We start from the raw sequence: 14,005 nt of genomic DNA, 5'->3' as shown, positions 1-14,005 counted from the left end.
ATCCTAACAAAGAAATTCATTTAACATTAGCAAGGTTTACAGAATTATAGTTCTGTAAACCTTTTACTTTCTTATGGAAATATGAGGCAGAAAAGAATAATAAACAAAATAGTTAGTCTTTTTTACTCTTAACCTGCCTTTTTATAAACTTCGTCTATTTATTATGGATAAAATGGGAAGAAAATTGGAATTAACAGCACAGCTAGACCCCAATAGATTAAATTCAATGGCAATCCGATTTTAATAAAATCAGTAAATTTATAACCACCCGCACCATAAACCATCGTATTAGTCTGATAACCGACAGGTGTCATAAAACTCGTTGCTGCAGCAAACATTACCGCAATAATAAATGGCGAAGCATCTACCCCAAGCATTTTGGCTGTTGAAATAGCAATAGGCGTTAATAACACAGCAGTACCAGCATTACTCATAAACTCTGTTAAGGTTGATGTAAGTAAGTAAAGTACTGCTAGAACAACCAATGGACCAAATGCACCAACTTTTCCAAGTGTATTATCTACAATAAATTGAGCAGCTCCACTATTTGCCATTGCTTCACCTAATGGTAATAAACCGGCTAATACAAGAATAATTTTCCAGTCTATTGATTGGTAAGCCTCATCAGCCGTTAAACATCCAGCAATACACATTGCCACCGCACCAACTAAAGAACTAATTGAGATAGGAACAATATCCAATGCGGCAGTAGCTACTACAGCAGCCATAACTACTAGAGCAAATTTTGCACGCCATGATCTCTCTGTTTTGACTAATTCGGAAGACAAAACGATAAAATCTTTATTTTTACGCAAACTCACCATATCTTCACGAGGTAAGGTAACTAATAGAATATCTCCCATTTTAAACCTTATCCCACGCAAACGCTCACGAATTACTCTACTACGGCGCTGCATACCCAATACCGTTGCATTTTTATTCCAGCGTTGTTGCAAGATAGGGATGGTACCTCCTACCCAGCGAGAAGTTGGTGAAATCATTACTTCTGTTAAAACTAAATCATCAAAACTTTCTTCATCAAGATCACGCCTGCCATACACAACATGATGTAGACCATATTTTTCACGTGCACTCGCTAAATTTTCCGATTCACCACGTAATAATAAAATATCGTGTTTTTGCAGTACTTGATGACTTGGTGTGGATAAACGCTCGCCATCGCGCAATACCGCAATAGTAAATAGATTAAATTCGTCCATTAAGCCTGAATCAGATACTGTTTTTCCAATTAATACAGAATCTTTGTTTACCTTAAGCTCAGATACATACTTACCAAAACCCTCTCCATCTTCTAGTTGTAATCGAGATTCTGGTAATAGGAAACGACTTGTAATTAATAGATAAGCCCCCCCTACTAATAAGAAAATGATTCCCAGGGGTGCAAACTCAAACATACTAAACCCAGGATGTCCTTGTTGTTGAGCAATTGCATTAACTAATAAGTTAGTAGATGTACCAATAAGAGTACAGACCCCAGCCATTTGAGATGAAAATGAGAGAGGAATTAATGCCTTAGAAGGCGCTAAATTAATATTCTGAGCAGCAGCAATCACAATTGGAATTAATACCGCAACAACTGCTGTATTATTCACAAAAGGAGAAATGACAGCATTTACGCCACATAATACCAAAATAAATAACCAAGGCGTTTTCACCTTTGCCAGCAAACCACCTATGCTATCTAACGCTCCACTATTCTGTAAACCTGCAGCTAACACAAACATTGCAGTAACAGTAACTGTTGCGGAATTAGAGAATCCGCTTAATGCGGATTTAGTATCAATTTGTCCTAATAAAACCAAAGACGATAAAACTAAAATAGCTACCGCATCCATTCGAATTTTTTCTGTTGCAAATAAAAATACCGCAATAAAAGTTACTGCTAATGTTGCGACAATATCCCAAGACATCCTTTTACTCCAATTTCAATATAAGAAAGCGCAATCATAAATCAAGCCTTTATGTTTGTCTTTAAATTTTATTAAAATAAAAAATAGCCGACTCACACTAGAATCAGCTATATCATTCAACTAACCACGATATTTTTGATGTTGTTTTACCGCTTTTCTGATCTGGCGAATGTTTGTTCGGCGTCGGTTTGCCGTAACGTCCACTTTGGTTTCCGTTTCTGCTGGTAAGCCGACCAACTCACGCAAGTAGTTTACCTGCTCCAAGCCCATCTCTTCCCAACCGCCACGAGGCAAGCCTTTATCAAGCTTGATATTGCCGTAGCGAATGCGAATTAAGCGACTTACTTCCACCCCTTGTGATTCCCACAAACGGCGAACTTCACGGTTACGCCCTTCAGTTAAGGTCACATCAAACCATTGGTTTAAGCCTGTTCCGCCCACGACTTTAATTTGCTTGAAGTTTGCCGGGCCGTCTTCCAGCTGCACACCTTTGCGTAAGCGTTGCAACATTGCATCATCAATATTGCCGAACACACGCACCGAATATTCACGCTCCACCTCACGGCTCGGGTGCATTAAGCGGTTTGCCAGCTCGCCGTCTGTCGTGAACAGCAATAAGCCTGAGGTGTTGATATCCAAACGCCCCACCGCAATCCAGCGTGAACCGGTTAAGCGAGGCAAGCGGTCAAATACAGTTGCTCTGCCCTCAGGGTCTGAACGAGTGCAAAGTTCGCCTTCCGGTTTGTAATACATCAACACACGACAGATCTCTTTCTGGGTAGAAATTAAGTTGATCAAATGTCCGTCAATACGAATTTTGGTGGAAGAACTCACTTGTACACGGTCACCCAAGGTAGCAATTTTGCCGTCTACGCTCACACGCCCTGCGGCAATGATCTCTTCTAATTCACGGCGAGAACCTTGCCCTGCACGAGCCAAGATTTTTTGTAGTTTTTCACCCACCACTTTGACTTTTTTCTCTTGGTTTTCCGCCCCTTTTGCAGCGTCACTAGCGGTCGTTTTTACGACTTTTTTTGCAACTTTGGCGGCTAAAGGTTTCGAGGTTGGTCGCTGCGGTTTTTCCGTGCTTTTGCCGAATTTACGTTCTGATTTTTGATCTTCTTTTTTGAAAGAAGGACGGCTATCGCCACGTTTGTCCGAGCGAGCGTTGTGGGTTGGTTTCTTTTGAAAAGTTGTCATAAAGTTCCTTTTGTCGCTTTCACAAGCGTCTGAATATGCGGACGCTGATGCGTCCATACAAAATTAATTAAACGGCGTTGGGTCACCCGAGCCTTCTCGAATAACGGTTGGCGAGTCTTCACTTAAATCCACCACCGTGGTTGGCTGTTGCCCTAAATAGCCGCCGTGGATAATCAAATCCACCCGATGTTCCAAATGCTCTCGGATTTCATCAGGATCGGATTCGGTCATTTCGGTATCCGGCAGCATCAGCGAGCAAGACAAAATCGGTTCACCAAGGGCGGAAATTAATGCCAATGCAATCGCATTATTCGGCACACGAATGCCGATAGTTTTACGCTTCGTCATTAAACGGCGAGGCAATTCTTTGGTTGCCGGCAGAATAAAAGTGTAAGGATTTGGCGTATTATTTTTGATTAAGCGGTAAGATTGATTGGTCACCGACGCATAGGTTGAAAGCTCAGACAAATCACTGCACACTAAGGTAAAATTGTGATTTTCCGGCAATTTACGAATGGCGACAATTCTGTCCATTGCGTGCTTATCGCCAATGGCACAACCTAAGGCATAACCTGAATCGGTCGGATAAACGATTACGCCCCCGTTTTTAATAATTTCCACCGCTTGATTGATCAAGCGTGGTTGCGGATTATCGGGGTGAATATAGAAAAATTGCGTCATCTTACCTCAAGCCTTAGGCTGCACTCAAAAAGTGCGGCAATTATACACGAATATCTTTTAATCACGAATAAATATCTGAAATAACCGCTTGACTTCTCTTTAATGTACTAGTTTAATAGTGCAAAACATTTTTAATTCGGGAACCTGCTATGCCTCAATTACAAATCACTCAAACTCAGCTGCCTTATTTTGCAGATACCACGGCGGTTTGTTACGCCTTGTGCGGTGAGCGTCCGCATACGCTGTTATTAGACTCCGCCGAAATCCAAAGCAAAAATAGCCTGAAAAGTTTACTGTTCGCTAAATCGGCGGTGCATATTTTTTGTGAAGATCAAACCGTCACTTTCCACGCTCTCACCGAAAACGGCAAAGCAGTGTTGCCTTTAATCGAACAAGCCCTCGGCAAATTAAACCCTGCTCCGATTTGCAAATTATTAAGCGAAAATAACCGCTTGCAAGCGGTTTTCCCAACTATCAGCAACCATTTAGACGAAGACAGCAAGCTGAAAGCCACCACCATTTTTGACGGTTTACGCAGCGTGAGCCGCCTTTTTGCCGAAAGCCCATCGCCGGTCTATTTGGGAGGCTTATTCAGCTACGATTTGGTGGCGAATTTCATTCCAATGGAGAACATCAGCCTGCAAGATGACGGTTTGAGCTGCCCAGATTATAGTTTCTATTTAGCCGAGCAGCTGCTCACTATCGATCACCAAACCGAAACCGCTGTTCTCAACAGCTTCTGTTTTAACCCGAGCGAGCAGGAAAATCTCGCCCAACAAGCGGTGGAATTTTCCCAAAAATTAGCAAATCTGAACGAAACGGAGCTTTCACTCAACATTCAAGCCGCAAGCGGTGAGGCGAAAGCGAATATTGAAGATGAAGCATTTAAAGACATTATCCGCAAGCTGAAACACCATATTAATATTGGTGATGTGTTCCAAATTGTGCCATCTCGCCGTTTCAGCCTGCCTTGCCCGAACACCTTGGCAAGCTATCGCCAACTGAAAATCAACAACCCAAGTCCGTATATGTTTTTTATGCAGGGGGAGAATTTCACCCTGTTTGGGGCTTCTCCGGAAAGTGCGTTGAAATATTCCGAGTATAACCGCCAGCTCGAAATTTACCCGATTGCTGGCTCTCGCCCTCGTGGATTTGACGAGCAAGGCCATATCGATCCTGAGCTAGACAGCCGTTTGGAGCTGGAATTACGCCTCGATCAAAAAGAGCTTGCCGAGCATTTAATGTTGGTGGACTTGGCTCGAAATGATGTGGCTCGAGTGAGCGAATCCGGCACTCGCCGTGTGGTAGATTTAATGCAAATTGACCGCTATTCGCAGATTATGCACCTCGTTTCCCGTGTGATCGGCACACTTCGCTTTGACTTAGATGCTCTTCACGCCTACCAAGCCTGTATGAATATGGGAACATTAACCGGAGCCCCGAAAATCAAGGCGATGCAGCTTATCTACCAAGTGGAACAGCAAAAACGCCATAGCTATGGCGGTGCGGTGGGCTATTTGACTTCAGACGGCAATTTAGACACCTGTATCGTGATTCGCTCCGCCTTCGTGCAGAACGGCATTGCCTATGTGCAAGCAGGCTGCGGCGAGGTGTTGGATTCCGATCCGCAAGCAGAAGCAGATGAAACCCGCCACAAGGCAAAAGCGGTGTTGAAGGCGATTGGGCAAGTAAATTTGGGGTAACACACTATGGCAAATATTCTTTTTATTGATAATTTCGACTCTTTTACTTACAACTTGGTCGATCAATTCCGTGAGCTTGGGCATCAGGTGACGATTTTCCGCAACGACTATCCGCTTGAGGATTTCCTCGCCAAAGCCCAAAATACCGAAAATTGCTTGGTGGCACTCTCCCCTGGCCCAGGAAATCCGGCTGAGGCGGGTAATTTGCTGGAAATCATTCGCCGTTTGAAAGATAAAGTGCCAATGATTGGAATTTGTCTCGGACATCAAGCCTTGATCAAAGCTTTCGGCGGTAAAGTGGTTCACACCGGCACGGTGTTACACGGCAAGGTTTCTCGCATTGAGCACGACAACCAAGCGATGTTTGCCGGCATCAACAACCCGATGCCAGTGGCTCGTTATCACTCGTTAATGGGCGATGAATTGCCCGAAGAATTTGAAGTGAACGCCAAATTTGAGCATATTGTGATGGCAATCCGCCACAAAACACTACCGATTTGCGGCTTTCAGTTCCACCCGGAATCCATTCTCACCGTGCAAGGCACAAAATTATTGAAACAGTCGGTGGAATGGTTACTTGGAGGCAGAAATGATTAGTGTCTATGGGCTAAAACAGGCCTTAGCCGACCGCCGAGCAAAAATCGCCGAAGTCATTTTTGACTGTATGGAAATGAGCCTTGGCGTGCCAAAACAACGCCACGCATTACGCTTTGAATTGTTAGAAGCGGAGAATTTTTATCCGCCGATTAACCGCAGCCAAGATTTTATTGTGATTGAAATTAACTTGATGCAAGGGCGTAGTGAGCAGATCAAAAAACGGCTGATTAAAGGCTTATTCAGTGCCTTGCAATCCAAAGTCGGCATTGTGCCAATGGACGTAGAAATCACCATTAAAGAGCAACCCGAACATTGCTGGGGCTTCCGTGGAATGACAGGCAATGAGGCAACTGATTTGGAATATCAGGTGCACCGCTAATCTGTGATGCCTCAAGCGGTCACAAAAAGCATTGCTTTTTGAACGTTGGCTTTGCCAACAGCCCCAACAGGGTGAACAATCCGTCATACGGATTGTGAATAATTTTTAAGGAAAATATTATGCAAAAATTACTCGATAAATTATTCGCCAACCAAGCCTTAACCCGAGCGGAATCCCACGCTTTTTTCAGTGAAGTGGTGAAAGACAATATCTCAAACGAACAGCTCGCCGCCGCGCTTATCGCCTTGAAATTACGGGGCGAAACGGTGGAAGAAATCGCAGGGGCTGCTACCGCAGCGTTAGAAAATGCCGCCCCATTCCCAACGCCGGATTACGCCTTTGCGGATATTGTCGGCACGGGGGGCGATGGGCATAACACCATCAATATTTCCACCACCTCAGCCTTGGTAGCGGCGACAATGGGCTACCGCATTGCCAAACATGGCAACCGCAGTGTATCGAGCAAAACCGGCTCAAGCGATGTGCTCACCCATTTGGGCATTAATGTGGGCGTAAGGCCTGAAACCTCACGCCTCGCCCTTGATGAAACCGGCATCTGCTTCTTATTCGCCCCAACCTACCACGGCGGTTTTAAATATGCGGCTCCGGTTCGCCAAGCGTTGAAAACTCGCACCCTGTTCAATATTTTAGGGCCGTTGGTAAACCCGGCTCACGCCAAACGACAACTACTCGGCGTTTATTCGCCGGAACTGGTGAAAGTTTATGCCGAAACGGTGAAAACTTTAGGTTGCGAACATACCATTGTGGTTCACGGTGCAGGCTTAGATGAGGTGGCGGTACACGGCGAAACGCAAGTGGCAGAAATCAAACAAGGGCAGATTAAAGATTACACGCTGACCCCTGAAGATTTCGGAGTTCAACGTCACTCTTTAGAAACCCTCAAAGGCGGCGAACCTGCAGAAAATGCGAAAAAAGTGACCGCTATCTTGCAAGGCAAAGGCGAACCGGCTCACATTGATGCGGTGGCGGTAAATGTGGCGTTATTGATGAAAACCTTCGGCGAAAACGATTTAAAAGCCAACGTGCAGAGAGTGAAAGAAACCCTCGCCAGCGGAAAAGCATTTGAAACCTTGGTGAAATTGTCGCAATATAACGATTAGTTATTAATTCCCCCTACTCCGCCGTTGGCGGTACTTCCCTCAGAGGGGGAAGTACCTTGCTTCGCAAAGGGTAGGGGCAATATCATCAAGGAAAACCTATGCTACAACTCTATTTCAATCCACCGAAATCATCGTGGTCGCTCAGAGTTTGGATTCTGCTCAAAACGTTGAATATTCCCTTTGAGCCCAAAATCGTCCGCTATCAGTCTGATTTAAACGCTCAACGTCAAGCATTTCAGCAATTTTCTCCCACCGCTAAAATCCCTGTTTTGGTGGATAACGGTCACACGGTTTGGGATAGCCTAGCCATTACCGAATATGTGGCAGAAATCTACCCACAAGTTTGGGCGGACGATAAAATTGCACGAGCGTGGAGCCGAAGTGCGTGTGCGGAAATGCACTCAGGTTTTAACGTTTTGCGAGAAATTTGCGATTTTCGACCGCTTGAACGCATCACATTAACCGAGATTCCTGCCAAATTAGCCAATGAATTAAGTCGAATTGATCAACTTTGGCAAGAAGGGTTGAACCGTTTTGCCGGCAACTTTTTAGGCGGCGAGCAATTCACCGCCGTTGATGCCTTTTTCGTACCCATCGCATTACGCATTGAAACCTACGGCTTGCACGCTTATTTCAGCGAAAAACCACTGGCTTACCAACGCCGATTATTAGCGTTACCTCAATTAAAAACCTGGTTGGAAGGGTAAGGAAAAATGAAAAAAAGCATTTACGACACCCCGATTTTTTTCGAGCGTTACCAGCAGCTTCGCCAAAATCCAATCAGTATGAATGAAGTGGTGGAAAAGCCGACAATGTTCTCTCTTCTGCCCGATTTAAAAGGCAAAAAAGTGCTGGATCTCGGCTGCGGTACCGGCGTGCATTTAGCTCGCTATTTGGAACTGGGGACGGAAAAAGTGGTCGGGTTGGATCTTTCAGAATTAATGCTACAACAAGCGGAAACGGATCTTTCCGCTCGTTGGCAAAAAGGGCAGGATTTTTCCCTCTATTGCTTGCCGATGGAGCGTTTAAATGAGATCGCAGAAAATGATTTTGATCTGGTTACAAGTTCCTTTGCCTTTCACTATATTGAAAATTTCCCCGACCTACTTGCAAAAATTTCCGCAAAAATGACCACTTTCGGCATGCTGATTTTCTCGCAAGAGCACCCGATTGTGACTTGTTACAAAGAGGGCTACCGTTGGGAAAAAAACGAAGCAAAACAGCAGGTAGCTTATCGCCTCAATTATTATCGGGACGAGGGCGAGCGAGACCGCAGTTGGTTTCAACAGCCATTTAAAACCTATCACCGCACAATGGCAACCATTGTGAATAACCTGATTCAAGGTGGATTTCAGATCGAGCAAATGGAAGAGCCGATGTTTGCCGAACAACCCGAATGGCACAATGAATTTAAAGATCTGCAACATCGCCCGCCGCTGCTTTTTGTGAAAGCAAGCAAAGGTTAAGTGTTTATTTTGCAATCATTTGATTATTTTTTAGCAAAAAACATTTGCTAAATTTAGGTGAAAGCACTATTATTCACGCACCAGTACGGAGCGGTAGTTCAGCTGGTTAGAATACCTGCCTGTCACGCAGGGGGTCGCGGGTTCGAGTCCCGTCCGTTCCGCCAACAAATTGAAGCCTCTGAGAAATCAGAGGCTTTTTTCATTTATCACACTGTAATCCATTTTTGGAGCTGCCCCAGTCCATTCAGGCGGGTACTCGTCAAATTCGGCGAGATTTTCAATTCATCGAACATCGCTTTTAAATCGAAACTTTTCAATTCTTCCATGGATTTCTCAGTGAGTGCGGTCACGACAATAAATAAAATCCCCTGCATTAATCGGGCATCACTGTAAGCTTGTACCTTTCTCGGATCAAGTTGGAACTGAAACCACAATCGGCTTTCGCAACCTTCAATTTCGGGCAAGGTTACGAGTTCTACCTCACTCGGTTTCGGGAGTTGGCGGCTGAATTGAATTAACAAGCGGTATCTTTCTTCCCACGATTTGCAATCTTCAAATTTTTGGTAAATCTCTGCTAATGTCATAGTATCCTCAATAAATTTGCAAAAGATTTTAACAATCTGTCCGCTTGTTGTTAATGATTTTCTGAAAATTTGCTAGAATAGAGTGATTTTCGTATTACGATAGAGGAAATAATAATGGCATTAGTCCCAATGGTGGTAGAACAGACCTCAAAAGGCGAACGTTCTTACGACATTTATTCACGCTTATTAAAAGAGCGTATTATTTTTTTAAATGGTCAAGTTGAAGACCAAATGGCAAATTTAATTGTGGCACAACTGCTCTTTTTAGAAGCGGAAGATCCTGAAAAAGATATCTATTTATATATTAATTCGCCAGGTGGTGTGGTAACGGCAGGCTTAGCGATTTACGATACGATGAACTTTATTAAGCCTGATGTGGCAACCCTTTGCACAGGGCAGGCAGCTTCAATGGGAGCATTTTTACTCTCAGCAGGTGCGAAAGGTAAGCGTTTTGCCCTGCCACACGCTCGCATTATGATCCATCAACCTTTAGGTGGTGCGAGAGGTCAAGCAACCGATATTCAAATTCAAGCTGAAGAAATTTTACGCTTAAAGGCAACGCTAACTCGCCGTATGGCAGAACATAGCGGACAAGATTACGAAAAAGTGTTAGCTGATACTGAACGTGATAATTTTATGTCTGCGGAAGAGGCAGCTGAATATGGCTTAATTGACAAAGTTTTAACCTCTCGTAGCGAGGTGGCATAATGGCGTTTGAAAAAGAACCACACTGTAGTTTTTGCGGTAAAAAACGCACTGAGGTCGATCAATTAGTAGAAGGCACTGAAGGCTATATTTGTAACGAATGTATCGAGGAATCGTACGCCCTATTGCACGGTGAAGAAGAGCCGTTAATTGATGAAAATCAAGATGATGATGCAAGCTTTTTTACCAATGTGCCAACACCACACGAATTACACGAACATTTAGATGATTATGTTATCGGGCAAGAACACGCTAAAAAAGTGCTTTCTGTAGCAGTTTACAATCACTATAAACGTTTAAGAAGTGCATTATCAAATCATGAAGCAACCAATGGTGTTGAGCTAGGTAAAAGTAATATCCTGTTAATTGGTCCTACTGGTAGCGGTAAAACTTTACTTGCCGAAACCCTGGCTCGCCGTTTAAACGTGCCGTTTGCAGTGGCTGATGCGACTACTCTTACCCAAGCCGGTTATGTGGGTGAAGACGTGGAAAACGTTATTCAAAAATTATTGATGAAATGCGATTTTGAAGCAGAACAAGCGGAACGTGGCATTGTCTTTATTGATGAAATCGACAAAATCACCCGTAAATCGGAAAGTGCCTCCATTACCCGTGATGTGTCAGGCGAGGGCGTACAACAAGCCTTACTAAAACTGCTTGAAGGCACGGTGGCGAATATCAATCCACAAGGTGGGCGTAAGCATCCGAAAGGGGAAACCATTCCGGTGGATACCTCAAAAATCCTCTTTATTTGCGGTGGGGCGTTTGCAGGTTTAGATAAAATTGTAGAATCTCGCACAAATACGCAGGGCGGTATTGGCTTTGGTGCGGCATTGAGAAAAGATAAAGATCGCCAAGATTTAACAGAATTATTCAAACAAGTTGAGCCTGAAGATTTGGTTAAATTCGGCTTAATTCCTGAGTTAATCGGTCGTTTACCTGTAGTTACGCCACTACAAGAGTTAGACGAAGAAGCCTTAATTCAGATCTTAACCGAGCCTAAAAATGCAATTATCAAGCAATACCAAGCCTTATTCGAAATGGAAGGCGTAGAATTACACTTCACCAAAGAAGCATTAATCGCCATTGCAGGCAAAGCCATTGCCCGTAAAACAGGGGCTCGCGGTTTACGTTCAATCGTAGAAAACTTGTTGCTTGATACAATGTACGATCTCCCAACCTTAAATGCGAAAAAGGTAACTATCGGCAAAGGTTGTGTGGAAAACGGCGATAAGCCGAAGGTGGAATAATCCACAATAAAGCACATATTGATGTATGTGCTTTATTTTTACTCCTTATTTTAAATTATGAAAATCTGGCAAACAAAATCCCTTATTACTTGGCTGCTTTCGCCGCTTTCATTTCTGTTTTGGTTGATTAGTAACGTTCGCAAGCGGTTATATTCTTGGAATATTTTGCAATCGTACCGTTCACCTGTGCCGGTGTTGGTGGTGGGTAATATTTCTGTGGGCGGAAATGGCAAAACCCCTGTGGTGGTATGGTTGGTGGAGCAACTGCAAGCTCGTGGCGTAAAAGTTGGCGTGGTTTCTCGGGGTTATGGCGGCAAAATCAAAACTTTTCCGCAATTAGTTACTCACGAAAGCTCAGCTGAAATGGTAGGCGATGAACCTGTTTTGATTGTTCAGAGAACCAATGCTCCTCTTGCAATTTCGCCAAACCGCCAGCAAAGCATTGAATTACTGCTAAGCCAGTTTGAGCTAGACATCATTATTACCGATGATGGCTTGCAACATTATGCCTTACAGCGAGATATGGAATGGGTGGTGGTGGATGGCGTTCGGCGTTTTGGTAACAGTTTTGTATTACCAGCCGGAGGTTTGCGAGAACTGCCAAGCCGTTTGAAATCGGTAGATGCGGTGATTTGTAACGGCGGAGAGCCAAAGCCTAATGAGCATTTAATGACGCTTGAGCCATCTGATGCGATTAATCTGCTTACCAATGAACGTAAGCCGTTAAGCGAATTTATCCAGCCTTGCGTAGCGATTGCCGGTATTGGTCACCCACCTCGCTTTTTTACGATGTTGGAAAAACTTGGGCTTCCGCTTACTCATACGCAAGGTTTTGCCGATCACCAAGACTTTGATAAAACCCAACTTCTTGAATTAGCCGATAGTCAAACACCATTATTAATGACGGAAAAAGATGCGGTAAAATGCAAAGAGTTTGCACCAACAAATTGGTGGTATGTGCCTGTTTCTGCAAAATTTTCAGAAAATTCGACCGCTTGCTTGTTAGACCCAATTCTACAAAAACTAGGAAAATAGTATGAACGAAAAACTACTTAACAACCTTGTCTGCCCTATTTCAAATGAACAATTAGAATGGGATAAAGAGAACAACCAGTTAATCAATCGTAAGCTCAATATCGCTTACCCAATTAAAAATGGCATTCCCGAATTACTACCCGAGGCCGGGAAGGCATTATAAATTCAACAGATGTTAGTAGAATCTTATTAATCGGATAAAATATCAATAAATTTATTGAATCTCTACATTAAAGAGGAATACAAAATGGCAATTTTAGTAACAGGTGGTGCAGGTTATATTGGCACTCATACAATCGTAGAATTATTGAATATCAACCGTGAAGTTGTAGTATTAGATAATCTACATAATGCTTCCGAAATTTCATTAGAGCGTGTAAAACAAATTACAGGCAAAGATTTAACCTTTTATAAAGGTGATGTGTTAGATCGTGATATCTTACGCAAGATTTTTGCAAATCATAAAATTGAATCCGTTATTCACTTTGCTGGCTTAAAAGCGGTGGGGGAAAGCGTACAGAAACCTTTGTTTTACTATGAAAACAACGTAGGTGGCTCAATTGTTTTAGTGGAAGAAATGCTTAAAGCAGGCGTAAATACGATTGTGTTTAGCTCGACTGCAACAGTATATGGTGTACCTGAAATTGTTCCTGTAACAGAAGAATTTCAAGTGGGCGCAACAACTAGCCCTTATGCAACGTCAAAATATATGGTTGAACGTGTTTTAGAAGATACTGTAAAAGCCAACCCACAATTTAGTGCGGTTATTTTACGTTACTTCAACCCAGTAGGGGCTCACGAAAGCGGCTTGATTGGTGAAGATCCAAACGGTATCCCAAATAATTTAATGCCATTTATTAGCCAAGTTGCGGTAGGTAAATTACCACAATTATCTGTTTTTGGTGGCGACTACTCTACCCACGATGGCACGGGTGTGCGTGATTATATTCACGTTGTTGATTTAGCGGTAGGTCATCTAAAAGCCTTAGATAAACACCAAGACCAAGCTGGATTACATATCTATAATTTAGGGACTGGCATCGGTTATTCTGTGTTAGATATGGTAAAAGCATTTGAAAAAGCAAATGACATTAAAGTACCTTACCAAATAGTAGCACGCCGTGCAGGTGATATTGACTCATATTACTCTAATCCTAAAAAAGCCCTCGAACAACTCGGCTGGAAAACAGAACGTGGCTTAGAGCAAATGATGAAAGACACTTGGAATTGGCAAAAAAATAACCCGAATGGTTATAAAGGCTAGAAAAATTAAGAGCTATCGAAAGATAGCTCTTTTCTTTAAATCGCAAATAATTAGAGAAGATGGTATATTAATCCATATCATCTTCCCTT

The 14,005-nt window shown here is 43.2% G+C and carries 15 protein-coding genes and 1 tRNA gene; 12 read left to right on the top strand and 4 right to left on the bottom strand.

Going from position 1 to position 14,005, the window contains the following annotated elements:
* Positions 1 to 161: 161 nt before the first annotated feature.
* The 3 genes from A6B40_RS09125 to A6B40_RS09115 all read right to left on the bottom strand — a co-directional run bounded on the left by A6B40_RS09125 (position 162) and on the right by A6B40_RS09115 (position 3,812).
* Positions 162 to 1,931, bottom strand: a complete 1,770-nt coding sequence (locus A6B40_RS09125) for an SLC13 family permease (RefSeq protein WP_176672195.1) — start codon at positions 1,929 to 1,931, stop codon at positions 162 to 164.
* Positions 1,932 to 2,051: 120 nt separating this feature from the next.
* Complete coding sequence (gene rluB / locus A6B40_RS09120) at positions 2,052 to 3,131, bottom strand: 23S rRNA pseudouridine(2605) synthase RluB (protein ID WP_176672194.1); 1,080 nt, start codon at positions 3,129 to 3,131, stop codon at positions 2,052 to 2,054.
* A 63-nt stretch (positions 3,132 to 3,194) separates the two neighbouring features.
* A complete protein-coding gene (locus A6B40_RS09115; RefSeq protein WP_176672193.1) occupies positions 3,195 to 3,812 on the bottom strand; it encodes an L-threonylcarbamoyladenylate synthase in 618 nt (205 codons plus the stop codon).
* A 149-nt stretch (positions 3,813 to 3,961) separates the two neighbouring features.
* Here A6B40_RS09115 and trpE point away from each other — a divergent pair, with 149 nt between their 5' ends.
* The 7 genes from trpE to A6B40_RS09080 all read left to right on the top strand — a co-directional run bounded on the left by trpE (position 3,962) and on the right by A6B40_RS09080 (position 9,242).
* The gene (trpE, locus tag A6B40_RS09110; protein WP_176672192.1) at positions 3,962 to 5,515 is read left to right on the top strand and encodes an anthranilate synthase component I; all 1,554 of its coding nucleotides are present in this window, start codon (positions 3,962 to 3,964) and stop codon (positions 5,513 to 5,515) included.
* 6 nt (positions 5,516 to 5,521) lie between these two features.
* Positions 5,522 to 6,112 (top strand): aminodeoxychorismate/anthranilate synthase component II, encoded by a 591-nt coding sequence (locus tag A6B40_RS09105; protein WP_176672191.1) that lies wholly within the window; start codon positions 5,522 to 5,524, stop codon positions 6,110 to 6,112.
* Positions 6,105 to 6,491: a tautomerase family protein gene (locus tag A6B40_RS09100; protein ID WP_025342905.1), complete on the top strand. Its 387-nt coding sequence runs from the start codon at positions 6,105 to 6,107 to the stop codon at positions 6,489 to 6,491. Before A6B40_RS09105 ends, A6B40_RS09100 begins: the two co-directional genes overlap by 8 nt.
* A gap of 119 nt (positions 6,492 to 6,610) precedes the next feature.
* Positions 6,611 to 7,612, top strand: coding sequence for an anthranilate phosphoribosyltransferase (trpD, locus tag A6B40_RS09095; protein ID WP_176672190.1), 1,002 nt, complete (start codon positions 6,611 to 6,613; stop codon positions 7,610 to 7,612).
* Between the two features lie 98 nt (positions 7,613 to 7,710).
* On the top strand, positions 7,711 to 8,319 hold the full coding sequence (locus tag A6B40_RS09090; protein WP_176672189.1) for a glutathione S-transferase: 609 nt from the start codon (positions 7,711 to 7,713) through the stop codon (positions 8,317 to 8,319).
* Between the two features lie 6 nt (positions 8,320 to 8,325).
* Positions 8,326 to 9,078 (top strand): class I SAM-dependent DNA methyltransferase, encoded by a 753-nt coding sequence (locus tag A6B40_RS09085; RefSeq protein ID WP_176672188.1) that lies wholly within the window; start codon positions 8,326 to 8,328, stop codon positions 9,076 to 9,078.
* Between the two features lie 87 nt (positions 9,079 to 9,165).
* Positions 9,166 to 9,242 (top strand) — tRNA-Asp (locus A6B40_RS09080).
* A gap of 42 nt (positions 9,243 to 9,284) precedes the next feature.
* Here the strand turns inward: A6B40_RS09080 and A6B40_RS09075 are convergent.
* A complete protein-coding gene (locus tag A6B40_RS09075; protein WP_176672187.1) occupies positions 9,285 to 9,662 on the bottom strand; it encodes a SufE family protein in 378 nt (125 codons plus the stop codon).
* Between the two features lie 114 nt (positions 9,663 to 9,776).
* On the opposite strand from A6B40_RS09075, the gene clpP reads away from it, so the two are divergent.
* From clpP to galE, 5 genes are all read left to right on the top strand, one after another.
* Positions 9,777 to 10,370 carry an ATP-dependent Clp endopeptidase proteolytic subunit ClpP gene (clpP, locus tag A6B40_RS09070; RefSeq protein WP_025247358.1) on the top strand — a complete coding sequence of 198 codons (594 nt, stop codon included), beginning with the start codon at positions 9,777 to 9,779 and terminating at the stop codon, positions 10,368 to 10,370.
* Entirely contained in the window at positions 10,370 to 11,617 is a 1,248-nt protein-coding gene (gene clpX / locus A6B40_RS09065) for an ATP-dependent protease ATP-binding subunit ClpX (RefSeq protein ID WP_176672186.1), read from the top strand. The genes clpP and clpX overlap by 1 nt, the downstream gene beginning before the upstream one ends.
* 57 nt (positions 11,618 to 11,674) lie before the next feature.
* Complete coding sequence (gene lpxK, locus A6B40_RS09060; protein WP_176672185.1) at positions 11,675 to 12,652, top strand: tetraacyldisaccharide 4'-kinase; 978 nt, start codon at positions 11,675 to 11,677, stop codon at positions 12,650 to 12,652.
* A gap of 1 nt (position 12,653) precedes the next feature.
* Positions 12,654 to 12,815: a Trm112 family protein gene (locus tag A6B40_RS09055; protein WP_025216775.1), complete on the top strand. Its 162-nt coding sequence runs from the start codon at positions 12,654 to 12,656 to the stop codon at positions 12,813 to 12,815.
* An 84-nt stretch (positions 12,816 to 12,899) separates the two neighbouring features.
* The gene (galE, locus tag A6B40_RS09050; protein ID WP_176672184.1) at positions 12,900 to 13,916 is read left to right on the top strand and encodes a UDP-glucose 4-epimerase GalE; all 1,017 of its coding nucleotides are present in this window, start codon (positions 12,900 to 12,902) and stop codon (positions 13,914 to 13,916) included.
* Positions 13,917 to 14,005 lie beyond the last annotated feature (89 nt).

It is taken from the genome of Mannheimia varigena, from assembly GCF_013377235.1.
Classification (GTDB): Bacteria; Pseudomonadota; Gammaproteobacteria; order Enterobacterales; family Pasteurellaceae; genus Mannheimia; species Mannheimia varigena.
Note: the sequence above shows the minus strand (reverse complement) of the source record. Positions and strands in the feature narration are given on the sequence as shown.